Consider the following 25,069-nt stretch of genomic DNA (forward strand, 5'->3'; position numbering starts at 1 on the left):
TTTGCCGAGGCCGCGAAGTCGGCCGGCGCGTCCCAGGCGCGGATCGCATTCCTGCACATCGTGCCGAACACGCTGTCCGCGGTGCTGGTCCAAAGCACGGCAACATTTGCCGACGCGGTGCTGGCCGAGGCCGCCCTGAGCTATCTCGGGGTGGGAGAGCCGCCGGGGGTGGCATCGTGGGGCAATATCCTAAGCAGCGGACGGGACTACATGCTGCAGGCGCCGTGGTTGACGATGTTCCCCGGACTCGCGATCGTGATCTGCGTGCTGGGGCTCAATCTCCTGGGCGACGGACTGCGGGACGTCCTGGATCCGCGGGTTCGCGGGCGCTAGCGCCCCGTCGCCGACTCGTGCCACGCTCCCGAGAGGAGTCGCATCCAATTGCCGTGCATCACGGCCGCGACGTTATCGGTGCTATACCCTTTTCCCCTGAGCAGGTCGGGGATTTTTTGAAGATCGGCGATGGTGTCGAGGTCGGCGGGAGATCCCTCCCGTCCGAACCCGCCGTCCAGGTCGGTGCCAATGGCGACGTGGCGGACCGATCCGGCAATCTGGCAGATGTGGTCGATGTGGGCGACGACGTCCGCTAGGCCGATGCCCGTGTTATCGTCGCCGTGCCGCCATCCCGCCTTGATCATCCAGCAATCGAGCGCGACGCCGATTACGCCGTTTCGCTTGACGATGGCCCGGATCTGGTCGTCTGAGAACTGCCGCTGGTGCGGGGCGAGTGACCTGCAATTGTTGTGGCTCGCGATGACCGGGCCGCCGTAACGTGACAGCGCCTGCCAGAAGGCTTCATCCGAACAATGCGTCAGGTCCAGAATCATACCGAGGCGCCCCATCTCCGGCAAGAGTGCAACGCCCAAGTCCGTCAATCCAATTTCGGTGCCGGTTCCTCCCGCGTACCGCCCCGGGCCATAGTGGGTGAGCCCGAGAAGTCGAAGGCCGTCTTCCCACCATTCCGAGAGCTGCGCCGGTTCCAGGATCGGATCCGCGCCTTCCATGCTGAGGACAAAGCCCAGCGGCGGCGTGGGTCGCGTTTGATCGGAAGACGTGTCCGCATCCCAGGAGGTCCATTCTTCCATGTGTGGCGTGAGTTGCTCAATCGTTTGGACGATGCGAACGTGCCCCTGGCGCTCCAGCGCTCGGTAATAGGCCAACTGCCCTTTCGCTGTCGCATATGCTTGAACCGATGTGGGGAAGTCGATGTGAGGCTTCGTCTGCCCCGTTGACCGCGCGATGAGGGTCGCAAAGCTCAGCGCGAGCCGCCCTCGACGCATTTCCGGAAAAGCGACGGTCCCTTGCCCGCGTCCCTTTCCCGGTGTAAAAGCTTCCTGCGCCCGGATGGTGTACACAGACGTGAGGAGATCGCGATTCCACTGCAGCGCATTCATCGAGATATCGAGGTGGCCGTCTGCGATCAGCATAGAAGCCCCTTTTTTCGGTGTTTGAAACGGCGTAGTGCGGAAGGCAGGACCGACTATGCGGAAATGTGTTCGTGATTATTGACTGTTGTCCTGGTCCCCGAGTCACGTTGAACGGCTTTCGCAATCGGGATCTGCAGAGCGTGGCCTTCGCTGCCCCGGCGTACGAGGTGCGAGAGAAACGACGGTGCTCGGCATGAGTCAGCCGCAAGCTGCGCCTGCTGCGCGCACACAGCGTGATTCGAAAGATCACCGGCACCTACCGCTACCAGCTGACCGAGGTCGGACAGCACGCCATCAGCGTCATCCTCACCGCCCTGCGCGCGACCGTCCGCGATCTGTTGCCGAAAGCCGCATGAAATTCCTCGTGCCGCGCTAGGAAACTACGGGTTGATACTATAGGGAGAGTCATACACAGTTTCTCCATGTATTGGCCGCACAGGCACCTTTTGTCCACAACGATTCTCGCGGCAGGATTTTCGTCGGTCCTCGTCAAATCAGTTGACGTGGAGGCAACGCTGTTGCTCATACGGCAACAACCCAGGCTGGTCGAGTCGGTCCACAGAGCCGCGAAGATCCTGAGCCTCTTTCTAGAAGCGGACGAAGACGGAGGACTTCGCGTCAGCGACGTGGCCCGCCGGCTCAAGGTCAACAAATCCACCGCGTCCCGGCTCTTTGCGACCCTACGCGATGCGGGCTTCGTAGTCGCGGACAGAGAGCGTGGCTGCTACTACGTCGGCCCGGCCGCCTATGCGTTGGGCAACCGGTTCTCCGGCGCCGCGCTGGCCCGGGTTGTGCAGCACATCATCCGCGATCTCTCGCAGCGGACCGCGAGCACCGCCCAGTTCGGCATGCTCCAGGGCAATCGTGTCGTCTTCCTCACGGTCAATCAAGGATCGCCCCGTCTGCGCCTCGTCGTCCGACCCGGCGACAGACAATATGTCCACGCGTCGGCCATGGGGAAAGCGATACTCGCCGCGCTGCCCGGTGCCGAACGCGACGTCCTCATCGGCAGCATGCTGGATGCCGCCGGCCGTGCACCGGGGATCGGTCCCCGCACGCTCCGGGATCCGGCCGCGCTGCGTGCGGACGCGGACCGGACGGTCAAGCGCGGGTACTCCATCTCGAATGAGGAATCCGCAGCGGGCATGATGGGTATTGGCGCGTACGTCGCCAACGCCGGCGGCATTCATACGGCGCTCAGTGTGGCCTTCCCGATTCACCAGCATGGGGCCGACGAGCGGCCGCAGGTGGCGTCACTTGTCGTGAAGGCGGCCGCAGCCGCCAGGCGGTTGCTCGTGCCCGGCAACTCCGCGAACGTCGCGGGGGTGAAGAGAGTGACGGGCGGCCGCGGTCTCCATTCGGTGAGCGAATGAGGCTGATCGACCTGTCCCAGGTCTTTCGACCGGGCATGATGGGCGGCAGCGCTGAGGACGCGCCCGAGGTGACCGTGCGGATGCGCGCGGTGCGCTCGATCGCCCGTGATGGCATCAATGCGATGGAAATCGTGCTGGGGGCCCACGCCGGGACCCACGTCGATGCGCCGCTGCATCTGGTCCCCGGAGGACGCACCATCGCCGACATCGACCTTGCCCAGTTCTTTGGGCCCGCCGTGGCCCTCGACGTGCGGAAGGGTGATGATGCACCGATCACCGCCGGCGACCTGGAACGCAGCGAGGCGGTCCGCGCAGGAGACATGGTCTTTCTCGAGACCGGGTGGTCTGAATATGTGGGCACGCCCAGATACAGGGATCATCACCCGTATGTGGATAGCGAGGCGGCTCGATGGCTGGTGCATCGGCAGGTGCGCGCGGTCGGCATCGATGCCTCCAGCCTCGATGTGCCGCGCGCCATCCGGCGCCCCGGCTTCGGCCACGAGACGCTGAAAATATTGCTCGGCGCGGGGATTCTCGCGATTCATGGGTTGGCGAATCTCGCAGCCATTCGCGGGCGCCGGTGCACAGCGATCGCGTTTCCCATCGTGGTGGACGGCGCGGAGGCTGGCCCGGCCCGCGTTGTGGCGATGCTCGAGGACTCGTAGGTTCACGATCTCAGAGCGAGGGGCGGTGATCTTAATGACGTGTCCCGGCGGTCGTCGGTTGGTTGCGATGTTGCTCGCGGTGCTGCTGATCGTTGCTGGCGCGGGATACGGTGCCGTGTCAACCGCATCCCCCGTGTCCACCAAGATCACGCTCAACCTGGCTGATGTGCTGCCCGATTCGGACCCCGGCACGCTGGCCCTCAACAACTTCGCGCGTCTGGTCGCCGCGAATACTAGCGGCGCCGTGCAGATCACGGTCTACCCGCACGCTCAACTGGCGACCGAAAAGACCATCGTGACCGCGCTTCGCTCCGGGACCGTCGACATGGGGCTGGCGGCGGTGAGCTTCTGGACGAGCCTTATTCAGGGGATTGACGCGCTGGGCTGGCCGTACGTGGTCACCAGCTGGAAGCAGGCGTCGGCGATCGGGGCCAACGACGCCGTCAACGCGTACTACCGGTCGGTCTTCAGCAAAGAAGGCGTCGTGTTTATCGCGGCTCTGCCGTACACGTGGAAGGAGCTGCCGAGCACGAGGCCGGTGACGGGTCCCGGGGATCTTCGCGGGATGAAGATTCGGACCGCGGGCGGAACGGGCACGACGTTCCTGCCACTATTCGGCGCGGTGGCGCCGGTGCTGAGCAATTCCGAGCTGTATCAGGCGCTCCTGACGCACACCGTGCAGGCCGCCAATCTCTCGACGAGTCAGACGATTTCCTTGAAAGTGTATGAGGTCGCGAAATACTTCACAATGTACAACTTGTACATGATCTGGCTGCCGGTGTTTATCAATCAGGGCGCCTGGGAAAAGCTGACGAAGCCGGAGCAGGACGTCATGCTGCGCGCGGGGCTCGAGATGGTCCGGCAGCACATCGCCGGCGCGGCAAACACGCAGGCCGAGCAGCAGCAGCTCCTGGTTCGCAACGGCGTGCACATCACCACGATCGATGACTTCACGCCGTGGAAGCAAATCGTCGCCCCGGCGATCAAGCAGAAGCAGGCCACGTCGGAGGTGGCCCGCCAGCTCCTCGACTTGGCTGCGAAGGCAACCGGCACGCAGTGAGCGTTACGCAGCGCATCGCGCGGCCCGGCGCCAGCCGGGCCGCGGCGTCGGGCGTAAGGATCCGCCCGGCGACCGCGGCGTGCGGCCTGCTGAGCGGCCTGGTGGCGGCCGCCGTCGCCGCCATCCCGGCGCTGGTGCTCCTGGAAGTCGTCGCCCGTGACGCGCTGGGCGTCTCTGTGGCATGGTACCAGGATGCAGTGTCCATCTGCGTTTATATCGTCGCCTTCATGGGCGGCGCGTTGGCGTACCTTCGAGGTGAGCACCTGCGGCTGACGGCGCCTGTGCGGCGGCTGCCGGAGCGCGTACGGGCCGCCGCCGACGGCATCGTGGAGTGGCTGGTCTTCTGCACGGCGCTGGGCATCGCGCTCAGTTCGGTCCGGCTGCTCCAGCTCGGCTGGACCCAGACCATGCAGGTGCTGCCGATTCCCGAGACGTGGGCGCAGCTGCCGCTTCCTCTGGGCCTATTGATCGTTGCCTGCGCGGCGCTTGGCCGCATCGGAAGGCTGCCCCGGCGGCTCGCGCTTCTCACCGGAGCGCCCGTCCTCGGCCTGGGCGCGGCGGTCGCGGCCGTGACCGCGTTGTGGCCGGGGGTCTGGAAGACCGTCGGCATGGCCACGCTCGTGCCGCTGGTGCTGGGCGTGCCGGCGCTGGTCGCGGGCGTGCCGGTCGCGTTTGTCTTCGCCGGGATGGCCCTCTTGTACTTCGTGCTGTCCGGTGCGGCGCCGGTGGTGGCGATGCCGCTGGCGATGCACGACGGGGTCAACAACTTTGTGCTGATCGCGCTCCCGTGCTTTTTTCTGCTCGCGTATCTGATGGACCAGGCCGGACTCGCGGCGCGCCTGGCGGAGGTCGTCGGCGCGTTCCTCGGCCGGATCCGGCACGGCGCCCTCTATACGATCGTGGCGACCATGTACGTGTTCTCGGGACTGTCGGGGTCCAAGAGCGCAGATATCGCGGCGGTCGGGCGGCCGCTGCTGTCCATTTGCGATAAGCGGGGGTACCGGCGGCCGGACAGCGCCGCGGTGCTGGCCGCCTCCGCGGCGATGGGGGAGACGATCCCGCCGAGCATCGCACTGCTCGTCGTCGGCTCGATCACGACGCTGTCGATCGGGGCGCTGTTTTTGGGTGGCCTGATCCCCGCGGCGGTGATGGCGATCGCCCTCGGGCTCATGGTATCGCGGCGTCCGCTGCCGTCCGGTGCGCCGCACCTGGCCGGCGCCTCGGTGACTCCGTGGCGCAGCGCCGCCGCGGTGGCCCCGATCGTCGCCGGCATCGCATTTCTGGTCGGCAGCATCATCACCGGTCTGAGCACCCCGACCGAGGCGTCGGCGCTGGTGGTGTTCTTCCTCGCCGCCCTCGCGGTGAGCGCCTACCGCAGCCTGAGCTGGCGCGGCGCCGTCCGCGCGATCCGGACGACGAGCTCGCTCTGCGGCGCGATCCTATTGCTGGTGGCCTCGGCCAGCGCCGTGTCCAACGCGGTCGCCTTCTCCCACGTGGCCGATCTCGTCGGCGCGCTGGCGTCGATCGGCGGCGGCGCGGCGTGGGTGTTCCTGCTCGTGACCACATTCATTCTGCTCGTCGCCGGAGCCGTGCTGGAAGGACTGCCGGCGCTGTTGTTGTTCGTGCCGTTGTTCATGCCGGTCGCGGAGAAGCTCGGCATCAATCCGCTGCAGTACGGGATCGCGGCGATCATCGCGATGGGCATCGGGGCGCACACGCCGCCCGTGGGCGTCGGCCTGTACACCGCGTGCGTCGTCGGCGAGACCTCGATCGAGGCCGTGGGACAGGCGGTGCTGCCGTATCTGCTGGTCCTCTGCGTCGGATTGCTGGCGGTCGTGCTCGTCCCGGCCCTCTCGCTCTTTTTGCCGCAGATGTTTGGTCTAGCGGTGAGGTAAATCCGGCACGCGCCGGCCGGTGCGCCGGCGGGGCGCCAAAGAAAGGAGATCGACCGGTGAGTGTACTCGTGACGGGGGGAACCGGCGGGATCGGAAGCAGCATTGCGCGGCTGCTGCTGACCAAGGGCAGGCAGGTCGTGGCGTACGATGTGAGTCCCCTGCGCCCGGACAACCGCGTGCTGGACGGTTTCGAAGGGCGTCTGAGCGTGGAGACCGGCAGCGTGACCGACCTGGCGCGGTTGATGGACGTGATGAAGACCCACAAGGTGGGGGGGATCATTCACCTGGCCGGGATGCTGCCGCCGCACGCAAACAATCTTCGGCCGCTCGAGGCGCTGAACGTCAACGTCATGGGCACCGCCAATGTCCTGGAGGCGGCGCGCATTCTCGGGCTTGGGCCAGTGATCGTCGCGAGCGCGGCCGGGGTCATGGGCCGCGCGAAAGATGCGTCGGTGGCGCGCAAAGAGGAAGACGTGACGCTGCCGCTCGCGGGCGTCTATCCGCTGAGCAAGCTGGCCGCCGAGCAGCTAGTGTACACGTACCGGCAGCTGCACAAGGTCAACGCAACCGCGGTGCGCCCGCGCAACGGCTACGGACCCGGCACCGCGTTTCGCGTCCAGCCGCTGTACGAGGTCGTGTACGATGCGGTCGCGGGTAAGGACGTGGTGCGAAAGTCGGGCGGCGGCTCGATCTTCGACTACACCTACGTCAAGGATCTGGCCAGGGGCCTGGTCCAGCTCTACGAGCAAAAATCCCAGCCCCCGCACTACGTGTACAATCTGGCACGCGGCCAGGGCGTGACGATGTCCGACGTGTGCAACGTCATGCGCAAGATCTTCCCGGATCTGCGGATCGAGGTGGGGCCGGGTCCGTGGGAAGGCGTCGTTGAGGGCGGCAAGGAGCTCGAGCTGACAGTGTACCCGGCAGTGATGCCTCTTCAAGATATTTCGAGGGCGCGGGAGGACTTTGGGTTCGAGCCGCAGTGGGACATCGAACGAGGCATCCGGGACTGGGTCCGGTGGCTCAAGACCGGCGAGTACGGCGAGTACTGAACGGCGTCGCGGCGGCCCGCGCCGTGCGCCGCGGATAGGAAGGGGGAGTCGATCGTGGGGCGATGGATTGACATCAGCATGCCGCTGACGGACGGGCTGCGGTCCAATCACTCGCGGCCCGGCGAGGAGTTCCGCATCACCAGCGACATTACGCCCGCTCAGGACCCGGACGGGCGGAAGACGGTGCGCCGCATCAACACGCGCCTGCACGCCGGCACGCATGTCGACGGGCCGGAGCACCTCATCAAGGGCGGCAAGCGGTTGGACGAATTTCCCATCGAGACGTTCGTGGGGCGCGCTCACGTCGCCGATATGATGCACAAGGTGCCCCGGGGCATGATCACCGCGGCCGACCTGGAGGAGGCGGCCGGCGGGGTGCGGGAGGGAGACATCCTAATCGTCCGCACCGGCTGGAACAGCCGGTACACCGAGCCGAATTTCTTCAGCGATTCCCCGGGCTTCCATCCCGACGCAGCCGACTGGACCATCCGCAAGAAGCTGAAGATGGTCGCGATCGATTTTCTGTGCGACCCGATGGACAAAGAGCGCCAAATCGGCGGAGTGGACGCGTTCAAGCGGAAGGTGCTGGGCGCGGGCGTGCTCGTCATGACCAACGCGGACCGCCTCGAGCAGATCACCCGGCGAGAAGTCACCTTCTACGGGTTTCCGCTGCGGGTGCTGCCGTCTGAAGCGGCCCTGACCCGCGCCGTCGTGTGGGAGGAGTAGGCGATGAAGCTGGCCACCTACGTACCGAAGGACATGCAGTCGCCGCACGCCGGGATCGGGGCCGTGGTGGGCGATAAGATTATCGACCTGAACTACGCGTACGCCCGCTGCCTCCGGGACCTCGAGGGCGAGTGGCGCGCGTACGAGCTGGCGTCCGCCCGCATCCCGCGCGACATGGTGGGATTTCTCCAGGGCGGGGTCCGGGCGATCGATGCGGCCCAGCGGACGATCGACTTCGTCCGTGAGCTCCCGCCCGGCGATGCTGCGGGTCTGTTCGGCGAGCGGCTGTCGTACGGTCTCGGCGAGGTCAGGCTGCTGGCCCCGATCCGCCGTCCGGGAAAGATTCTGGCGGCCGGCAAGAACTACATGGACCACGCGAAAGAGAGTGCCGCGGGTGGCAGCGTGGAGATCCAGCCGTTCCCGCGCGGATTTGTCAAAACGTCCGACACCGTGATCGGCCCCGACGAGCCTGTCGTGCTGCCGCATGTCACGGCGCAGCTGGACTACGAGGTCGAGCTGGCCGTGGTGATCGGCAAGGCGGGGCGCTACATCCCCAGGGAGAAGGCCTACGACCACATCGTCGGCTACACGATCCTGAACGACGTCAGCGCCCGGGACATCCAGCTCGCCGAGTCTAAGTACGGCAACCACATGATCGGCAAGAACATGAACACGCTCTGTCCGATGGGGCCGTGGATCGTGCTGAAGGACGAGATCCCCGACCCGATGGACCTCGACCTGCGGTGCTCCATCAACGGCGAAGTGCGCCAACACGGGAATACCTCGAGTCTGATTCACGACATCCCGGCCATGATCGAACGGTGGTCGTGGGGGACGCTTGAGCCGGGGGACGTGATCGCGACGGGCACCCCGGCCGGCGTCGCGCTCGGCGGGAAGTTTCCGTACCTCAACGCGGGTGACCTCATGGAGTGCGCGGTGGAAAAGGTTGGCGAGTTGCGCAACCGCGTGGTGTCCGAAGAATGACGGCGCTGATCACGGGCGTCGGCGCCGTCGGGTCCCACGTCGCGGCGAGGCTGCAGGAGCTCGGCGAGCCGCTGGTGGTCTACGATCTGAATCCGCGCATGGATTTTCTGAAGACGATCTTCGATGTCGAGCGGGCCAAAGTCGTGGTCGGGGACGTCAACGATATGGATCTCCTGGCCGCGACGATCAAGGCGGAGAAGGTCGACCGCATCGTCCATCTGGCCGGCTTCCTGACCAAGCAGTTGAAGGACCAGCCGTTCGCCGGCATCCGGCTGAACATCCTCGGCACCGGCGCAGTCCTCGAGACGGCACGCCTCACCGGGGTGAAGCGGGTCGTCTTTGCCAGCACGCGCGGAGTCAACCAGCTCGCGATGCCGCCCGCGAACGGGGAAGCGCTGGACGAGGACTTTACGATGAAGGTCCTGAGCAACCGGGCCAAGACGATGTACGAGCTCAGCAAGCTGACGGGCGAGCAACTGGGCCTGCTCTACTACGATGCCTACGGAGTCGATTTTGTCGCCGTGCGCCTGGCCGGAGGCTTCGGACCGACTCCGGGACTGCCGAGCGGACTCACGGGGACGGTGCTGCGAGCACTGGTGTTCGATGCCGCGCTCGGCAAGCCCGTCACCATCGAGAACCCCTCGCTCACCTACGCGGGGCGGCATGAGTTCGTCTACTTCAAGGATGATGCCGAGGCCATCGCGCTTGCGTGCTTCAAGGATGGCCTGAAAAAACGGGTCTACAACATCCGCATGGGAACGACGTTCGAGTACCGCGAGGTCGTCGAGGCGGTGCGGCGGGTGTGCCCCGGGGTGCCGATCGAGATCCGCGCCGCGTCGAGCTCGTCGATGAGCCCCGGGCGCGCCCCCCGGGACGACTTCGCCGATACGACGGCCGCGCGTGAGGAGTTGGGATGGCGGCCGAAGTACGATCTCGAGACCGGTCTCAGGGAATGGGGCGACTGGATCCGGCGGACGCGCGGAGCGTTCCGGGCCGCGTGAGCCCGGCCGGTCCTCGGTCCATCGTCCCACACAATCCCTACGGTGGAAATGGAGGATGGCGAGATGGACGACAAGCTCTACGCGGCCGCGCAGGCGAAAATCAGGGAATACCGGGGTTCGTCGGCCGTTCTCGGCCAGGGGCCCATGGCGGAGCTTGCGCCGGAAGTGGACCGCATGAAAGACGAGTTCCTCTGGGGACTTCTGTGGAGCGACCCCTCCGTCGATATCCGGACCCGCAGCCTGTGCACGATCAGCGCTCTAACGGTGCTCGGGAAAGAAGAGCAGCTGAAGAACCACATAGGGTGGGCGCTGAACGTCGGCGTCACCAAGGAACAGATCGTCTCGATCGTCTCGCAGATGCTGATCTACGGCGGGCTTGCCGGGGCGCACAACGCCATGCGGGTGGCGAAAGAAGTGTTTCGGGAGAAGGGCCTGCTGTGACCGGCGAACGCTGAAATGGAGCCAACCAAAGTACATTTCTACAGCGGCGGGCACCGGCTGACCGGCTTTTGGTACCCGCCGAAGGCGTGCGGCGGCCGGGTTCCAGGGATCGTCTGCTGCCACGGATTCTCGGGGATGATCGAGGTCCAAATGGTCGGCATTCCCGAGGCACTGAGCGAAGCCGGCTATGGCGCGCTTACGTTCTATTGCCGCGGTATCGGTGAGAGCGAAGGCCCCCGGGGCCGCGTCATCCCGTGGGAGCAGGTCGAGGATATCCGCAACGCCGTCACCTATCTTCAGACGCGGGAGGAGATCAACCTCAAGAGCATCGGGGCGTTCGGCAGCGCCTGGGGGTGCAGCACGGCCGTGGCCGCGGCCGCGACCGACCCCAGAATCAAATGTCTCGTGGGGACCGTCGGCATCGGAGACTGCGAGCGCTGGCTCAAGGGCGAACGGTCGCGATGGGAATGGGCGAAATTCTTGAAGCGGCTCGAAGAAGACCGGCGGAACCGGGTGCTCACCGGTACGTCGGCCGTCGTGCATCCCAACGAGATTCACGTTCCCGATCGCGCCGCGTCGGAAGCGAGGGACCGCCAGTGGAACGCCTTCATCAAGAAATCCGGATACGAGGGGTATCCGTTGGAGACTGCCGAGGCGGTCATCGAGTTCAAGCCCGAGATGCACGTCCACCGCATCGCCCCGCGGGTGGTTCTCTTCATCCACATGGGCGATGACGTGACCGTCCCTCCGGAAGAGTCCCGGAGTCTGTATGAGAGGGCCGGCGAGCCCAAGAAGCTCGTGATCATGGAAGGCCGTTCCCACTACGATACGTTCCAGTTCACGAATCCCAAGGTTTTCGGCGAGATCATGTCCATTGCACTGGCGTGGTTTGACGAACACCTCACGCCGTGACCCTACCGTGGCGCGATCCCCAGCACCGCGCTGGCAGAAGATTTTTCTATCGCGGCCGCGGTGTGGGACGTTGGGTAAGTCACCCCCATCCACGATCACCATGTTGTCAGGCTCCTTGATGGTAACCTGACCGGCGCGCCACCCTGCTACCCGACGGCTGCGGATCGCCGTGGCCGAGGTGTTCGGGCCGGAGACGCCCGTCCAGCGATGCCAGTACCATAAGCGCGAGAACGTGGTGACGTATCTCCCCAAGAACCAGCAAGAGCTGTGGCGCGGCAAGCTGGCGCATGCGTATACCCAACCGACCTATGAGACGATGAAAGCCGCCCTCGATGATCTCCGCGCGGATCTTCGCCGGCTGAACGAGTCGGCGGTGCGGAGTCTCGACGAAGGGTTGGAAGAGACCCTGACCCTGCACCGGCTCGGCGTAGGGTCGATCCTCCGGCAGACGCTCGCGACGACCAACATGCTGGAGTCGGTCTTCAGTGGCGTCGAGCAGCGGACGGGGAAAGTCGATCGGTGGCGGAACAGCAATCAAAAGCAGCGGTGGCTGGCCGCGGCATTGCTGGACATTGAACCGCGGCTCCGCCGCGTACGAGGCTATCGCGCCCTACCGCAGTTGCGCGAGGCGCTTCAGAAACAGCGTGGCACGGCGAACGGTGAACGTCGACGAGCCGTCGCCAGCTGAGGTTGAGCGGCAATTATCCGGTCGGCCGCGGGGATGGCCTCGCTTTGCAGGGGGTAGCTGGATACCTCCACGGCTCACGGAATCGATTCTTGGGCCGTTTCCGGGCCTGGTTCCCAGGGAGACATCCGTGGTTTTCGGATTTCGCAGGAAGAACGGACTACCGGTGACGTACTGATGCGCCGGGTGTTGTTCCGTCAAATTTCGACTGACTCTGGGACACCCTCGAGTCGGAAGATTGTCGGAGATTCGCTTCGGGGGCATTCGTAATGCGCAGGTCGTTGGTTCGAATCTGACCCGGCAGGGGATGAATCATCCTGAACACCAGACTTACAGTCCGTTTCCGCGCGATTACGTGGCACGCGGTCGTTGAGACCGCCTCCCAGCTGGGATTTTCATAGGAAACCGTGCGATCTGCAACTGGGTGACTATGGTCCCGCCGCCAGCGTGATCTCTGCAAAGGTGCGTATCGTGAACCGGCGAAGTAGATGTGCCAGGCAAGCACTCAAGCGTTAACCGGGGGGCCACAGGATGGATAACCGGTTCACAAGAAGGGCCGTCATTCGCGCGCTCGGCGGGTTAGCCGCCGCCGCGGGGGCCACCGGGCTCAATCGCCTCGGCGCACGAGCGGCCGAGCCGATCCGGTTCAAGATCTTCACCTACCAGGTCCAGACTGTCCAAGGGTTTCTGTCCCAGTTCGAAGCCAGCAATCCTGGGATGAAGGTCGACCTGGAAGTCATTCCGGGCGCACAGTACGTCGCGAAGATTCAACTGATGCAGAGTTCACGGACACCTTTCGATGCGCTCTACGTGTTCGATCACGTGCTCTCGAAATGGGCCCCCTGGCTCGAGCCTCTGGACGGCTATCCCGGAGCCGAGGCGTTGAAGCGAAACATGATACCCATCGCCCGTCAGTCGATGACGTACAAAGGCAAGTTGTACGGTTTGCCCTACTATACGTCGTACTTCGGGATTCTCTACGACGATCAGATGTTGAAGGCTGCCGGCTTCGGGGGACCGCCTGGAACGTACGATGAGTGGAGCCGTCAGGCGCGGAGCATCAAGAAAGCAGGATTGAGCAAAGCGCCCATGATTTGGCCCGTCAAGTGGTCGGGCTGGGGCGGCATGTGGGTCATGAACGCCATGGTGGCGTCACGAAACGGCAAGGTCCTGGACGAAAGTTTAAACGTCACGCCTGCCGCGCTGGATTCGTTGAAGTGGTGGGCCGGGACATACAAGGAGGGACTGTCCGACCCCAACGGAATTGAGCTCGATCCAAACACTTCGGCGCAAGCGTTCATGGGCGGCGGCTATGCGACCATGCTCAGCGCAAACTTCTACGCCGGGGCCCAATGGACCAACGATCCGACGAATTCGAAGGTTGCCGGTCACACGAAGTTGGGCCCAATGCCGGAGTCACACAAGACCGTGGGCTTTGCACGGCTTTACGGAATAAATTCGGCAAGCTCCCAAAAGCAGGACGCCTGGCGGCTGGTCAAGTTCCTCGGTGGCACCGACGCGAAGGGCGACTATGTTACCCCAAAGCAATGGTTGCTGAAAGGCGCGCTTACCTGGGGATATCGCGGGATCGAGAAAGACCCCGAAGTTGCCGCGTCGATACGGTCCTGGGGGGGCAACCCTACCCTCATTGCCGCGAACCTTGAAAACGCCGTCCACATGAGCGGCGTTGTACCCTTTCAGGCGCTCTGGTATGCAGAGTGGGAGCTCTACGCGACCGGAGTCCTGCAGGAAGTGTTGAGTGGACGGACGTCGCCCGAAAGCGGGGCGCAACTCTGGACGAAGAAGGCCAGAGAATTGGCCGCGCGATACAAGTAGGCCCGGGCACGCGCGGTGGTGGGATCGGGGTCCGCGCGAGTGGACTCCGGGAGACGTGATCAAGCCGCGATAGCGTTGGGCGCACGGCGGACGCGGCGGGGTAAGGCTGCGCGCGGCCGGCCGTTACCGTCGCTTCCCCGAGGGCGGCGCCCGGATATCCTGCTCAGGCTTCTGAATATCCCGACGATAGCGCTGATCGTCGGGATCGGCATTGTCCCGATTCTCTACGTGGCCTTGCTGAGTCTAGAAAACCTGCAATTGGGGTCCTCTGCCCGGACCGCCTTCGCCGGTTGGTCGAATTACTCGTTCATCCTCTCAGATTCGTCCGTGGGTAATGCGTTTCGCAACACGCTCTATTTTTCGCTGCTGTCGGTCGTCATCGCCACGGCGATCGGTCTCGGCATCGCCCTGCTGATGAATAACGACAGGGTCAGGGTGGGCAAGTGGCTGATCCTCGCCATCGTGCTGCCGTGGGCAGTCCCGGAAATCGTCAATGCGCTCGTGTGGCAGTGGATATTCAATCCGACGTATGGGGCGCTCAACGGCCTGCTCGTGTCACTGCACCTGCTGCGCGACTATCGGGCGTGGTTGAGCACGCCCACGTCGGCGATGCACGCCGTCATCTTCGCGTATTCCTGGAAACTCGTGCCCTTCGCCGCGCTGGTTCTCTACGCGGCCCTAAGATCGATTCCCACCGAGCTCTACGAGTGCGCCCAGTTGGATGGCGCGACGGTGTGGGCCCAGTTTCGATACATCAGCTGGCCGTTCTTGACCCCGGCGATGACGGTGGTCGTGCTCTTCAGCATCGTGTGGTCGATGCGGGCGTTCGATATTGTCTACCTGCTGACGAGCGGCGGACCCGGCGAAGCCACCATGTTGCTCAGTTACTTCACGTTCACAAAGGCCTTCCAGTTCGGCGATCTTGGAGCCAGCGCCGCGGTGGCGTGTCTTCTCGTGGTCATGACCCTCGTCATGACGATTATCTACTGGAGAACGCTTCCCCGCGAGGACCCGGCATGAGACGCGCCGGTGGTGCCGGACGCGCCGCCGCGGGTGCCCGTCTGAGCGAGAGCCTGCTGGTTGCCGTTCTCATCGCGGTCAGCGTAGTCTACCTGCTGGGACCGCTCGTTTGGATGGCGGTGTCGAGCCTATCGCCCGATAGGGATTTGATGGCGCGGCCGCTCCACTGGGTCCCCGCGCATCCGACAACCGTCCATTACCGGACGTTGTTCCAGCTGCCGGGTGCGAGCCGGCCTATTTTGGACGCGAATCCGCAGATCCACTCCTTTCTGCGATCATTTCTCAATAGCTCGATCATCGCGACAGCGACGGTCTTTCTGTCCTTGGCCTTGGGCTCGGCGTCCGCGTACTATATTTCGCGGTTTGTCAGCTCCGCGCAAAGACGGGTCATCCTCTTCGTGCTCCTTGCGAGCCGCATGGTGCCCGTCATCGCCGTCCTCATCCCCATCTACATGGGACTGCAGAAAATCGGACTGCTCAACACGCTTCAAGGACTCATTCTCGTGTACACCGGCCTGCTTGTCCCCTTCGTCATCTGGATCATGGAGGGTTTCTTTCGCGGATTCCCGGTCGAATTGGAAGAAGCGGCTATCATGGACGGGTGCAGCCCGTCGCGCGTTTTCTTTCGCGTTGTCGTGCCGTTGTCCGCAAATTCCCTGTTCGCCTCCGGCGTGTTCGTGTTCATCGCCACTTGGTCGGATTTCATCGTCGGACTCGTGCTCACGAATTCCGAACGGGCGTGGCCGATCTCGGTTGTGCTGGCCCAACTGTTGAACCCCATCACGCAGCCGAGCTGGGGCTTGCTGAACGGGGCGGCCCTGGTCGCGGGATTCGTGCCGGCGCTGCTGGCGCTCGCATTGCGAAATACCGTCACCCGCGGCATTCTGTCGGGCGCGCTGAAGGGATGAAATGTCGGGCCGGTGTTACAGTCAACTTCGGGAGGTACGTGGTGCTGACGGATCTTGTGACTGTGACGACCGCGGACGGGGTGGAACTGGATGGCGCCCTCTACACGGCACAAGGCGTGCCGCGGCCTCTGGCGCGCGTGCTCATGGTGCACGGCCTCACGTGGAACTTCTATCGCGGACCGTCCCGCTGGCTTCCGGCGCTCCTAGCCCAGGCCGGGTACGAGTGTTTGTCGATGAACATGCGCGACCACGACCTGCAGCACCCCAAGGATTTTGAGCTCGCCCATCATGACCTTCGGGCAGGCATCGACTATCTCGGGGCGCGGCGTGGAGGGCCGGTTGTCCTCCTGGCACATGGGTACGGCTGCAACAAAGCGGTCTGCTATCCGGCCTTCTCGGGGGACCAGCGGCTGCGTCACTACATTTTGACAACCCTGGGCGGCGTCAAGAGCTACCGCCCGGACCTCTGGGCCGAGGTGCTTCGGCTCGCGCCGCAGATGAACGGAGCCGTGCTTGTCGTCCAGGGCGCGGCGGACCCCAACATCCAGATTCGCGAGCGGACGCATGAGTTGGCGGCTGCGGCATCCAACACCCGGGTCACGGTAGTCATGCTGGACGGCGGCAACCACTATTTCGACGGGCGCCACGCTGAACTCGGCCGCGCGGTCACGGACTGGCTGTCCCACGCGCTCGCCTTCGCTCGCGACGAGGGGACCAAGACATGATCCTGGCGGGAAAGGCGGCGCTCGTCACAGGCGGAAGCAGCGGCATCGGCGCTGCGATAGCCGAGGAACTTGCCCGGCATGGAGCGTCGGTCACGCTCAGCTACCTGAAGAATGAAACGGGAGCCCGGGCGATCGCAGACAGGATCGAGCGATTAGGTCGAGCCGCACTGCCTGTGCGTAGCGACGTGCGACGCAGGGCGGACGTCACCAAACTCTTCCGCCACCACTTGGATCGCTTTGGGCATCTTGAAGTGCTCGTGAACAACGCCGGCGACATGGGGAAGCGGGTCCCGACCAGTGAGACGCCGGAAGAGCTTTGGCACGATGTCATCGCCCTCAATCTGTCCAGCGTCTTCTTCTGCTGTCAGGAAGCGCTGCTTCCCATGATTGCACAACGCTGGGGACGAATCATCAATATCTCTTCGGTCGGCGCGCGAACCGGCGGAGGTCCCGGCGCCATTCCGTACCATGCCGCCAAGGCGGGCGTCATCGCGTTGACGCGTGGATTGGCCAAAGAGGTGGCGCAGTACAACATCACGGTAAATGCGATCGCCCCCGGGATCATTGAGACCGGATTTCACGCCCGGCACACCGCCCCGGCTCAGCGAGCCGAATGGATTCGCACTCTGGTCCCCCTGCAGCGGCCCGGACGGCCCGAAGAGGTCGCCAAACTGGTCGGCTTCGTCGCATCGGAGGATTCCCAGTACATCACCGGGGCGACGCTCGATATCAACGGCGGCATGGCGATGTACTGATAATCGTGGAGTAACCCAGCCGCGCAACAGAAACCCCGACACCGGAGGCACCGATGCGGATCGCTTTCGTTGAGGCCATTCCGTTCCGTCTCCCACTTCGCGAGAACTTTGTCAGTTCATTCGGCAGCCACGCCTATACGGCTCGTACCTTCGTCCGGGTGAAGAGTGACGATGGACTGACCGGTCTTGGCGAGACGTTTCGCGGGGCCGCGACGAGCCAGCTCATCACTCAGTTGGCGCCACGGCTGCTCAATCGCGACGTCTCAGACCTGGCGTCTCTCCAAACCGACTTTCGGATGGTCCCTTTCTTTTACGGCTACATCGGATATGCGGCCATCGCGGGCATCGAGATGGCCTGCCTTGATCTGCTCTGCCGCGCATACGGCATCAGTCTGGCGCAGTGGCTCGGCGGCGCGAGACGCCGGCACATTTCAATCACCGGGCTGCTGACACGCGGGAAGGCTGCCGATGCCGACGTCATGGCCGAGGAAGCGCGGGCTCTGATCGCTGGACGAGGCTACGGCACCGTTAAGATCAAGGGGTCCAGGAATCCCGACGACGATGCCGGTCTGTGCGAGAGCGTCCGGCGCGCAGTGGGAGAGGACATCAGGATCCGGCTGGATCCGAACGCCGCCTGGAGCGTCTCCGATACCATCCGCGTCGGTCGCCGGCTGGAGGCCTGCAATTTGGAATGGCTGGAAGACCCGTGCGCCGGACTGCACGGCATGTCGCGCGTGCGGGAGAATGTGCATCTGCTGCTCTGCACCAACATGTGCGTGGTACGGGTGGAGGATGTGATCCCGGCGATGCGCCTGCGTGCCGTGGACGTCATCCACGCCGACGTCCATAAATGGGGCGGCGTCATTCCGACACGCGAGCTGGCCGCTTTGTGCGCGAGCTACGGGATCGGGATGAGCATGCACAGCGGCGGCGAAGCCGGACTGTCGACGGCGTGTCACCTGCAGGTCGCGGCCGCCACGTCGGAAATCAACTACGCGATTGACAGCATGCACGCCCTGCTGGCCGACGACATCGTCGCCGAAGGCCCGTTTCCGGTCTCGAATGGAGGTTTTCCGGTCCCGGAGGGTCAGGGGCTGGGCGTCACGCTCGACGAAGACAAGCTACGGTTCTACGCGGAGCGGTATGAGGTAGAAGGCGTCTTTTGAACCATCCGGCTCCGAGCCACTCCCTGCCGGGGGATTGCCGGCAGTTTAGATTGCCCGGGGACGTGTTGGGAAAGGCACGAGCGACTCGAACATCGCGGCCACTCGAACAACGAGATGATCCGAAAGACGCGGGCCCGCGATTTGCAATCCGATCGGGAGGCCGGTTTTGGTGAAGCCGCATGGGACCGTGGCCGCCGGACAGCCCGCGAAACTCAGCGGAAATGTGAAGGCCTGCCAGCCCAGGAACGTCACCTCCTGACCATCGATACGCTCATACGTGTCGAGCCCGATCCGCAGCGGCGGCGCCGCTAGCGTCGGAGTAACCAGCAGGTCGAACCGCGCAAACAACCGGGACAAGGCGTCACCCACGACCCTCCGCTCGTTGGCTGCCTTGACAAACTCCACGGCCCGATAGCGTTTTCCCGCTTCGACCCAGCGCGCGAATGATGGATCGAGATCTCCGAGATTCTCGACCTCGGCGAAGCGGGCGGCGGCGTTCACGCTCGCCACCGTCAGGAACGCCTTCTCCGGCGAGGCAAAGCCGGGGTGCGCCTCTTCCAGATGGTGGTGCATCGCGTCAAAGGCCCGGATCGCATGGGTCGTTACTTCGCGGACTTCCCTGTCAACCGGCGCGTAGCCCAGGTCCGCGGACCAGGCTATGCGCAGTCCCGTCACAGGGACCTCTACGGCATTAAGATACCTCCCACCGTCATTGGGCAAAGAGCCGATGTCCCGTGGGTCCGGACCAACGATCGCGTCCAATACGAGGGCGGCGTCGCGGACGGTCCTTGTGATCGGTCCAATGTGGTTTGTCGTCTCCAGTCCGCCAAATGCCGGGGCCTGCGCTACGCGGCCCAACGTCGGCTTGAAACCGAATGTCCCGCAGCAACTGCTCGGAATGCGAATCGACCCCCCGCTGTCTGTTCCCACCGCGACCGGGCCGAGGCCCGCGATGACCGCCGCGGCCGCTCCACCGCTCGAGCCGCCCGGCGTGTAGTCGAGGTCCCACGGGTTCCTGCTTGCGCCGAAGAGCACGTTGTCCGTCACCGCTTTGTGCCCGAATTCGGGCGTGTTGGTCTTTCCAAGAATAATGGCGCCCGCCGCTTTCAGGCGCTCCACAACCGGGGCGTCTTCTTGGGGAATAAGGTTTTCGCACAGTTTCGAGCCGAACGTCGTCCGAATCCCCTTCGTTGGGATGAGGTCCTTGATCGACACCGGCACGCCGTGCAGCGGGCCCAACGGCTCTCCCCGGATGACCGCCCGTTCGGCCTCCTCGGCGGCCGCGATCGCCGACTCCGCCGCCACGGTGCAATATGCGTTCAGCGCAGGGTTGACGCGCTCAATGCGCCGCAGGATCGCGCGCACGAGTTCGACCGGGGACAACGTCTTGCGGCGAATTCTCGACGCGGCCTCCGCCGCGGACATGTCGCAGAGTTCGTCGTCGGTGCCGCTCACGTCTCACCCTTTGAAATGACCGGCAATCAGCCGCCCGGGATATGCTGCCGCGAACGCCACGCGATTCGGCAGGATATCCGCCATGATACCATCTACCGTCAGGTGTCTTACTCTCAAAACCAGCAGAAATGCCCGACGCCGTAGAATCCGCACGACTGTCCGCTGGCGAGAGGGCATCGAGACTGGATCCCGCTCGCTAGGAATTCGCGTGGCGTGCCCAGTCGAGATACAGACCCAGCCCGGCTTCGAGATCGATCTCCGGGCGATACGAGGTGTCCGCGAGGAGGCGCTCAATGCTGAGCGGACCCCGCCGCTTCCGCGTCAGCGAGCCGGAGATGTTGGCCTGCTCAGGACGCTTCGCTTGACCGTATCGTATAGGGATCAGGCGTGCCAACGCTGCGAGGAGTTCAGAATGCGTGTATCCGCGGGGTCCCGCGCAATTGTACAGTCGGTGCGGCAGGCGGTCGGTGAACAGAAGAATAGAAATGGCGCTCGCTAGATCATCGACGTAGATCCAGTCGCGGATGGCGTCGAGTTCCTGAAGCTGAATCTCCTCGCCGTTCAAAGCGAGTCTCACGCACTCATGCACAAGGGACATCTGTTCTCGAGAGCCGGGCATCGGACGTTCCATCGGACCGTACACCGAGCCGACTCGCACCGAGACGACCGGCACGCCGTGCAGGTCCTCATAGCGCGTACACAACTTCTCGCCGGTGTGTTTGGTTATTGCGTAGAGTCCGTCCCCGCCTGGCGGAGTATCTTCGCCGATGGGGACGCTGTCATCGGTATCGCCATAGATGGCGGCCGAACTCACATACAGGACGCGCTGGGCGCCGGCGCGAGAAGCGGCCTCCAGGACATTGACGATTCCCATGACATTTGCGGCGACGATGGCCGGGCCCATCGAGCGCTCCATGGCCGGTGTCGGCGTAATCGCCGCTGCGTGGACGACATGGCTCGGGTGGTACCGGCGCCACATTTGGTTCAGGTCGCCGGGCCGGCCGGCGTCTCCGGCGACAAGAACGACCCGGTCGCGCACGGGCGCGAGAAACGCATCTCGGCAGGCGTCGGCCTCGGCGGCGCGCCGAGAGAAGCAAATGACGCGGCGGCCTTCCGCGGCGAACTGCCGTACGAGATTGACGCCGACCGACCCGGTCCCGCCGGTCACGAGAACCGTCATGACACCGTCCGGCCGGCCAAATGCGACCTAGAGGCCGTTGTTCCGGCCGAAAAAGTCCTCGTCGGGGAGAAGCTCGTCGAGTGTTTCGAGCGCGCGGCGGCTTGCGCGAAGCCGGCGGTTCACCACGGCCGTGACCAGCGCGTTCACCGTGCTCACGGCCGCGGTGTACGAGTTGAAGAACGACGGGCTTTTGAGCGCGCAGATGAGTGACACGTTCGCGACTTGGGCGGCCGGAGATCTAAGGGACTCCGTGATCACGATCGTCCGAGCCCCTCTCCTGCCGGCGAGCTCCACCGCGTCGACCGTTCGCTTCGTGTAGCGCTGGAACGAAAATGCCACGAGGACGTCATCCTTGTCGATGAAGCGCAGCCGCTCAAATAACGCCGCGTCCCCGTGCGTCAGCACGTGGGTCCGGATGCCGGAGATCGTGAAGAGGAACCCGAGCAGGCCTGCGAGGCTCCCCAGGCCCCGCAGGCCGAGCGCGAACACCTCGTGTGCCTCCGTCAGCGTGTCGACCGCACGCGGGAACGCGGCGACGGTAAGGGCATCCGCCGCGGTGAGCCGGAGATTCTCGATATCCGTCGCCACGGTTTGACCCAGGATGTCGTCGCGCGCGGCGGATCCCTCTGCTCCCTCTTCCCCGGCCAGCCGGCGAAAGGGCGCCAGCTCGCTCTTCACGACCCGCTGGATCGCGCGCAGCATCTCCGGATATCCTGAGTACCCGAGGGCGCCGGCGAAGCGGACGACGACGGATTCGCTCACGTCTGCGTTGGCGGCCACGCGCGAGGCGGAGAGAAATGCCGCGTCGCGGTAGCGATCCAGCAGATAATCGGCGATCTTTCTGAAGCTGGGGCTCAGATCCGGATATTTGGAGCGGATGCGCTGAAACACTTCGAGGTGATCCGCCTCAGCCACTTGGTCGCGCCTCCGGGCCGTCGGATATGACGGCGACCGGGATATTGGCCCTTTGTCGAGCGGCTCCTCCGGCGACGGGGTCTCCGGCGCACCGACCGGCGCCACGGGCAGTGCCCGTACGTTGGACGCCCGCCCGGGCCGGCTACGTGCGTGCTTTGCGGTATCGCTCAACGGCGTCCGCGACCCGAGTCAGGCCCTCCTGGAGGGCCTTTGTAGGCACCGCAAGCGAGCCGCGCAGATACGGCTCCCACTCGCTTCCGATATTGCCGCCCGACCCGAGGATCACGTTGTAGTCCTCGCGCAGCCGCTGCGCGAATTGACGCCCCGTGAGCCCCGTCGACGCCACACTGATGTACACGTAGTACGCGCCCTGCGGAGACCCGTAAGTGAGTCCCGTCGCCTCCAGCGTCTGAATCCACATGCGGCGGCGGGCGTCATACTCCGCCAGCACGTCGCGGAACCACTCCTGCGGTCCGCTCAGCGCGGCGAGCGCGGCCCATTGCGACACAGACGGCGCGCAGATCGTCATGCCGTGTTTGATGGGGAGCATCGCGCGCACGAACGCGGCGGGCGCGGCAATGTAGCCGATCCGGAAGCCCGTCATCGAATAACACTTCGAAAACCCATTGATGGTGATCGTGCGCGGAAACAGCCCCGGCAGCGCCGCGAGGCTGTGGTGCCGGGCCCCATCGTAGACAAACTTCTCATACAGCTCGTCCGCGATGACGATGAGATCCCGCTCGACCGCCAGCGCGGCCACCTGCTCCAGCACGCGACGCGGCTGGACGGCGCCGGTCGGATTGCTGGGCGAAATCACGATAATTGCCTTGGTGCGAGGCGTGATCTGGGCCGCCAGCGCCCCGGCGTCGATCGCAAAATCGTCCCGTTCGCTCGTCGACACGGGGACGAGCCGGCCGCCCGCGAGGAGCGCGTCGCGCCGGTACTCGTCGTAGTACGGCGCGTGAATGAGGATCTCGTCTCCCGGGTCGAGCAGTGCCTGGCAAATGACCTGCAGGGCCTCTTGGGTTCCTGTCGTGACCAGAATCTCAGACTCGGGATCGGCGGTAATCCCATTATCGTTCTTGAGCTTGTCCGCGATCGCCCGCCGCAATTCCGGCACGCCGGCCCACGGCGTATATGTCGTAAGGTTGCCGTCGAGCGCCCGCTTGGCCGCCTCGATGACATGCGCGGGCGCCGGGAAATCCGGGGTGCCGCTCGATAGCGTGATCATTCCCGAGGTTGGAACCGAGGTCTGCCGGGGAAACCCTTGCCCTACGTCCCGCGCCCGGCGGGAAACCATCCGTTCGACAAGTGTGGACGTAGTTACATCGGCCATTCTAGCCGCTACCTCCTGAATCGATAAGCCGGGCCGCACCGAGGCCGGCGGCCAACCAGCCGAACTGATGGCAATAGTACTTTCGTATTTTGCGGCTATCGGCAGGATTTCCTGCAGAATTTCAGGTATACGATCGTGGGACGCTATTCTGGGCGTGCGGTGAGTGCAAGGGGGTGGGCGATGTGAAGAGTCTGAAATGGGTCGCGAAGGCGGCGTGGATGGTCGTCGCCGTCGGCCTCGTAGCGGCGGCCGGCGTGCCGGCCCGGTCCGCCGCGGTCCGGGGGGGCACGCTGACGATCGCATGGCCGGCGGACGAGGAGCCGGCCAACTTGGACGCGCAGGTTGACCCCTACGACAGCACCAAACTGCTCAACTCGTTCATCGCGGATCCGCTCATCCGCCTGAACCCGGACGGGCGGTATGCTCCGGCGCTCGCCACGGCGTGGACGGTTTCGCCCGACGGGAAGGTATGGACGCTCACGCTGCGCAAGGGCGCGAAGTTCCAGGACGGGACACCGTTCAACGCCGCCGCCGTGAAGTTCAACATTGACCGCATCATGGACCCCAACACGCACTCGGCGGAGCTGGCCAACTTTCTCGGCGCCGCAAATTTCAAGCACGCGGACATTGTTAACGACTCGACCGTGAAAATCACGTATTCCGGCCCCGTGCCGATCGCGTTCTGGGGCCTGAGCGTCGCGCCGATGTGGTCTCCCGCAGCTGTGAAGCAGTACAGCGGCGGCTTTCCGCAGCATCTAACCGGGGCCGGCCCCTTCAGTCTCGCCGAATGGGTTCGCGGCGATCATATCAAGTTTGTGAAGAATCCCGGCTACACCGCCGGGCCGCCGCTGCAGTCGCATGCGGGCCCGGCCTATCTCGACGGGATAACCGTCCGCTTCGTCGGCGATCAGGGCGTGCTCGGACAAGTGCTGAAGTCCGGCGAAGCCAACCTCGTCGTGGAACTGCCTTCCCAGAGCCTGAACGAGTACCGCCACAACGCGAACTATCGGATCGTCCTGGGATTCCAGCCGGGGACCGGCATGCAGTTTGTCATGAATACGAGCCGGCCGGCCTTGAGTGACATCCGGGTGCGAAAGGCTCTGCGCTTCGCCTACGAGCCGGACAAGATCAACCAGACGCTGTACGGCGGTGATTACGTCACGGTGAAGGGTCCGCTGACCCCTTCGAGCCGGTTCTATTGGAAGGGCGCCGAGGCCGCGTACCATTATGATGCAGCGAAGGCGCGCAGCCTCCTCGACGAGGCGGGCTGGAAGGTCAACACGCAAACCGGTATGCGCGAGAAGGAAGGGAAACCGCTCAGTCTGACGCTCGTCATGCTGCACCACAAGCAGATCGGCGAATATCTGGCCGCGCAGCTCAAGCAGATCGGCGTCGACCTCCAAGTCGCCGTCGTACCTGGGCCGGTGCAGCTCCAGCGGGCGCAGAGTGGAGATTTCGACCTCATATACGAACGGCAGCGCACGTTCGAGCCCGACGGCAGCCTCTTTGCGATCTGGTACTCCAAGAACGACAAGCCGGGCGGCTGGGCCTG

At 64.5% G+C, this 25,069-nt stretch carries 25 protein-coding genes; 20 read left to right on the forward strand and 5 right to left on the reverse strand.

Annotated elements, in window-relative coordinates; all coding sequences use genetic code 11:
- The coding region (locus tag VGZ23_04305; protein HEV2356820.1) for an ABC transporter permease subunit at positions 1 to 333 on the forward strand (333 nt) is incomplete at its 5' end.
- Here VGZ23_04305 and VGZ23_04310 read toward each other — a convergent pair.
- Positions 330 to 1,427 carry a membrane dipeptidase gene (locus VGZ23_04310; GenBank protein HEV2356821.1) on the reverse strand — a complete coding sequence of 366 codons (1,098 nt, stop codon included), beginning with the start codon at positions 1,425 to 1,427 and terminating at the stop codon, positions 330 to 332. The two genes, VGZ23_04305 and VGZ23_04310, sit on opposite strands and share 4 nt — an antisense overlap.
- A 233-nt stretch (positions 1,428 to 1,660) precedes the next feature.
- Between VGZ23_04310 and VGZ23_04315 the strand changes: the two genes are divergently transcribed.
- The 18 genes from VGZ23_04315 (at position 1,661) to VGZ23_04400 (ending at position 18,631) form a co-directional block, all read left to right on the forward strand.
- On the forward strand, positions 1,661 to 1,783 hold the full coding sequence (locus VGZ23_04315) for a hypothetical protein (GenBank protein HEV2356822.1): 123 nt from the start codon (positions 1,661 to 1,663) through the stop codon (positions 1,781 to 1,783).
- Between the two features lie 162 nt (positions 1,784 to 1,945).
- Entirely contained in the window at positions 1,946 to 2,800 is an 855-nt protein-coding gene (locus VGZ23_04320) for an IclR family transcriptional regulator (GenBank protein HEV2356823.1), read from the forward strand.
- A complete protein-coding gene (locus tag VGZ23_04325; GenBank protein ID HEV2356824.1) occupies positions 2,797 to 3,465 on the forward strand; it encodes a cyclase family protein in 669 nt (222 codons plus the stop codon). The genes VGZ23_04320 and VGZ23_04325 overlap by 4 nt, the downstream gene beginning before the upstream one ends.
- Positions 3,466 to 3,580: 115 nt before the next feature.
- Complete coding sequence (locus VGZ23_04330) at positions 3,581 to 4,525, forward strand: TRAP transporter substrate-binding protein (GenBank protein ID HEV2356825.1); 945 nt, start codon at positions 3,581 to 3,583, stop codon at positions 4,523 to 4,525.
- The gene (locus VGZ23_04335) at positions 4,522 to 6,420 is read left to right on the forward strand and encodes a TRAP transporter large permease subunit (GenBank protein ID HEV2356826.1); all 1,899 of its coding nucleotides are present in this window, start codon (positions 4,522 to 4,524) and stop codon (positions 6,418 to 6,420) included. Before VGZ23_04330 ends, VGZ23_04335 begins: the two co-directional genes overlap by 4 nt.
- A 56-nt stretch (positions 6,421 to 6,476) precedes the next feature.
- A complete protein-coding gene (locus tag VGZ23_04340) occupies positions 6,477 to 7,472 on the forward strand; it encodes an NAD(P)-dependent oxidoreductase (GenBank protein ID HEV2356827.1) in 996 nt (331 codons plus the stop codon).
- 54 nt (positions 7,473 to 7,526) lie between these two features.
- The gene (locus VGZ23_04345; protein ID HEV2356828.1) at positions 7,527 to 8,198 is read left to right on the forward strand and encodes a cyclase family protein; all 672 of its coding nucleotides are present in this window, start codon (positions 7,527 to 7,529) and stop codon (positions 8,196 to 8,198) included.
- A 3-nt stretch (positions 8,199 to 8,201) separates the two neighbouring features.
- Positions 8,202 to 9,182 (forward strand): fumarylacetoacetate hydrolase family protein, encoded by a 981-nt coding sequence (locus VGZ23_04350; GenBank protein ID HEV2356829.1) that lies wholly within the window; start codon positions 8,202 to 8,204, stop codon positions 9,180 to 9,182.
- Positions 9,179 to 10,183 (forward strand): NAD(P)-dependent oxidoreductase, encoded by a 1,005-nt coding sequence (locus VGZ23_04355; GenBank protein ID HEV2356830.1) that lies wholly within the window; start codon positions 9,179 to 9,181, stop codon positions 10,181 to 10,183. The genes VGZ23_04350 and VGZ23_04355 overlap by 4 nt, the downstream gene beginning before the upstream one ends.
- Before the next feature lie 63 nt (positions 10,184 to 10,246).
- Positions 10,247 to 10,624, forward strand: coding sequence for a carboxymuconolactone decarboxylase family protein (locus VGZ23_04360; protein HEV2356831.1), 378 nt, complete (start codon positions 10,247 to 10,249; stop codon positions 10,622 to 10,624).
- A 15-nt stretch (positions 10,625 to 10,639) separates the two neighbouring features.
- Positions 10,640 to 11,536, forward strand: coding sequence for an alpha/beta hydrolase (locus VGZ23_04365; GenBank protein HEV2356832.1), 897 nt, complete (start codon positions 10,640 to 10,642; stop codon positions 11,534 to 11,536).
- Positions 11,537 to 11,705: 169 nt separating this feature from the next.
- Positions 11,706 to 12,224, forward strand: coding sequence for a transposase (locus VGZ23_04370; protein HEV2356833.1), 519 nt, complete (start codon positions 11,706 to 11,708; stop codon positions 12,222 to 12,224).
- A 528-nt stretch (positions 12,225 to 12,752) separates the two neighbouring features.
- Entirely contained in the window at positions 12,753 to 14,057 is a 1,305-nt protein-coding gene (locus tag VGZ23_04375; GenBank protein ID HEV2356834.1) for an extracellular solute-binding protein, read from the forward strand.
- A gap of 75 nt (positions 14,058 to 14,132) precedes the next feature.
- Positions 14,133 to 15,077: a sugar ABC transporter permease gene (locus tag VGZ23_04380; GenBank protein HEV2356835.1), complete on the forward strand. Its 945-nt coding sequence runs from the start codon at positions 14,133 to 14,135 to the stop codon at positions 15,075 to 15,077.
- Positions 15,074 to 15,985, forward strand: a complete 912-nt coding sequence (locus VGZ23_04385) for a carbohydrate ABC transporter permease (GenBank protein HEV2356836.1) — start codon at positions 15,074 to 15,076, stop codon at positions 15,983 to 15,985. Before VGZ23_04380 ends, VGZ23_04385 begins: the two co-directional genes overlap by 4 nt.
- A 41-nt stretch (positions 15,986 to 16,026) precedes the next feature.
- A complete protein-coding gene (locus tag VGZ23_04390; protein ID HEV2356837.1) occupies positions 16,027 to 16,710 on the forward strand; it encodes an alpha/beta fold hydrolase in 684 nt (227 codons plus the stop codon).
- Positions 16,707 to 17,465: an SDR family NAD(P)-dependent oxidoreductase gene (locus VGZ23_04395; GenBank protein ID HEV2356838.1), complete on the forward strand. Its 759-nt coding sequence runs from the start codon at positions 16,707 to 16,709 to the stop codon at positions 17,463 to 17,465. Before VGZ23_04390 ends, VGZ23_04395 begins: the two co-directional genes overlap by 4 nt.
- A 53-nt stretch (positions 17,466 to 17,518) precedes the next feature.
- On the forward strand, positions 17,519 to 18,631 hold the full coding sequence (locus VGZ23_04400) for an enolase C-terminal domain-like protein (GenBank protein ID HEV2356839.1): 1,113 nt from the start codon (positions 17,519 to 17,521) through the stop codon (positions 18,629 to 18,631).
- 45 nt (positions 18,632 to 18,676) lie between these two features.
- On the opposite strand, the gene VGZ23_04405 is transcribed toward VGZ23_04400, so the two are convergent.
- The 4 genes from VGZ23_04405 to VGZ23_04420 all read right to left on the reverse strand — a co-directional run bounded on the left by VGZ23_04405 (position 18,677) and on the right by VGZ23_04420 (position 23,412).
- Positions 18,677 to 20,086 carry an amidase family protein gene (locus tag VGZ23_04405; protein ID HEV2356840.1) on the reverse strand — a complete coding sequence of 470 codons (1,410 nt, stop codon included), beginning with the start codon at positions 20,084 to 20,086 and terminating at the stop codon, positions 18,677 to 18,679.
- A gap of 196 nt (positions 20,087 to 20,282) precedes the next feature.
- On the reverse strand, positions 20,283 to 21,266 hold the full coding sequence (locus tag VGZ23_04410) for an NAD(P)-dependent oxidoreductase (protein HEV2356841.1): 984 nt from the start codon (positions 21,264 to 21,266) through the stop codon (positions 20,283 to 20,285).
- A 27-nt stretch (positions 21,267 to 21,293) separates the two neighbouring features.
- Positions 21,294 to 22,181, reverse strand: a complete 888-nt coding sequence (locus VGZ23_04415; GenBank protein HEV2356842.1) for a MurR/RpiR family transcriptional regulator — start codon at positions 22,179 to 22,181, stop codon at positions 21,294 to 21,296.
- Between the two features lie 142 nt (positions 22,182 to 22,323).
- Positions 22,324 to 23,412: a pyridoxal phosphate-dependent aminotransferase gene (locus VGZ23_04420; GenBank protein HEV2356843.1), complete on the reverse strand. Its 1,089-nt coding sequence runs from the start codon at positions 23,410 to 23,412 to the stop codon at positions 22,324 to 22,326.
- 287 nt (positions 23,413 to 23,699) lie between these two features.
- On the opposite strand from VGZ23_04420, the gene VGZ23_04425 reads away from it, so the two are divergent.
- On the forward strand, positions 23,700 to 25,069 hold a 1,370-nt coding region (locus VGZ23_04425), incomplete at its 3' end, for an ABC transporter substrate-binding protein (GenBank protein HEV2356844.1).

Source organism: bacterium (genome assembly GCA_035945995.1).
Taxonomy (GTDB): Bacteria; Sysuimicrobiota; Sysuimicrobiia; order Sysuimicrobiales; family Segetimicrobiaceae; genus DASSJF01.

Excerpts from the sequence above, each read along its gene's own strand:
- VGZ23_04310 (HEV2356821.1), bottom strand. The coding sequence starts at position 1,427 with ATGCTGATCGCAGACGGCCACCTCGATATCTCGATGAATGCGCTGCAG.
- VGZ23_04325 (HEV2356824.1), top strand. The coding sequence starts at position 2,797 with ATGAGGCTGATCGACCTGTCCCAGGTCTTTCGACCGGGCATGATGGGC.
- VGZ23_04350 (HEV2356829.1), top strand. The coding sequence starts at position 8,202 with ATGAAGCTGGCCACCTACGTACCGAAGGACATGCAGTCGCCGCACGCC.
- VGZ23_04355 (HEV2356830.1), top strand. The coding sequence starts at position 9,179 with ATGACGGCGCTGATCACGGGCGTCGGCGCCGTCGGGTCCCACGTCGCG.
- VGZ23_04360 (HEV2356831.1), top strand. The coding sequence starts at position 10,247 with ATGGACGACAAGCTCTACGCGGCCGCGCAGGCGAAAATCAGGGAATAC.
- VGZ23_04365 (HEV2356832.1), top strand. The coding sequence starts at position 10,640 with ATGGAGCCAACCAAAGTACATTTCTACAGCGGCGGGCACCGGCTGACC.
- VGZ23_04375 (HEV2356834.1), top strand. The coding sequence starts at position 12,753 with ATGGATAACCGGTTCACAAGAAGGGCCGTCATTCGCGCGCTCGGCGGG.
- VGZ23_04385 (HEV2356836.1), top strand. The coding sequence starts at position 15,074 with ATGAGACGCGCCGGTGGTGCCGGACGCGCCGCCGCGGGTGCCCGTCTG.
- VGZ23_04395 (HEV2356838.1), top strand. The coding sequence starts at position 16,707 with ATGATCCTGGCGGGAAAGGCGGCGCTCGTCACAGGCGGAAGCAGCGGC.
- VGZ23_04400 (HEV2356839.1), top strand. The coding sequence starts at position 17,519 with ATGCGGATCGCTTTCGTTGAGGCCATTCCGTTCCGTCTCCCACTTCGC.
- VGZ23_04410 (HEV2356841.1), bottom strand. The coding sequence starts at position 21,266 with ATGACGGTTCTCGTGACCGGCGGGACCGGGTCGGTCGGCGTCAATCTC.
- VGZ23_04420 (HEV2356843.1), bottom strand. The coding sequence starts at position 23,412 with ATGATCACGCTATCGAGCGGCACCCCGGATTTCCCGGCGCCCGCGCAT.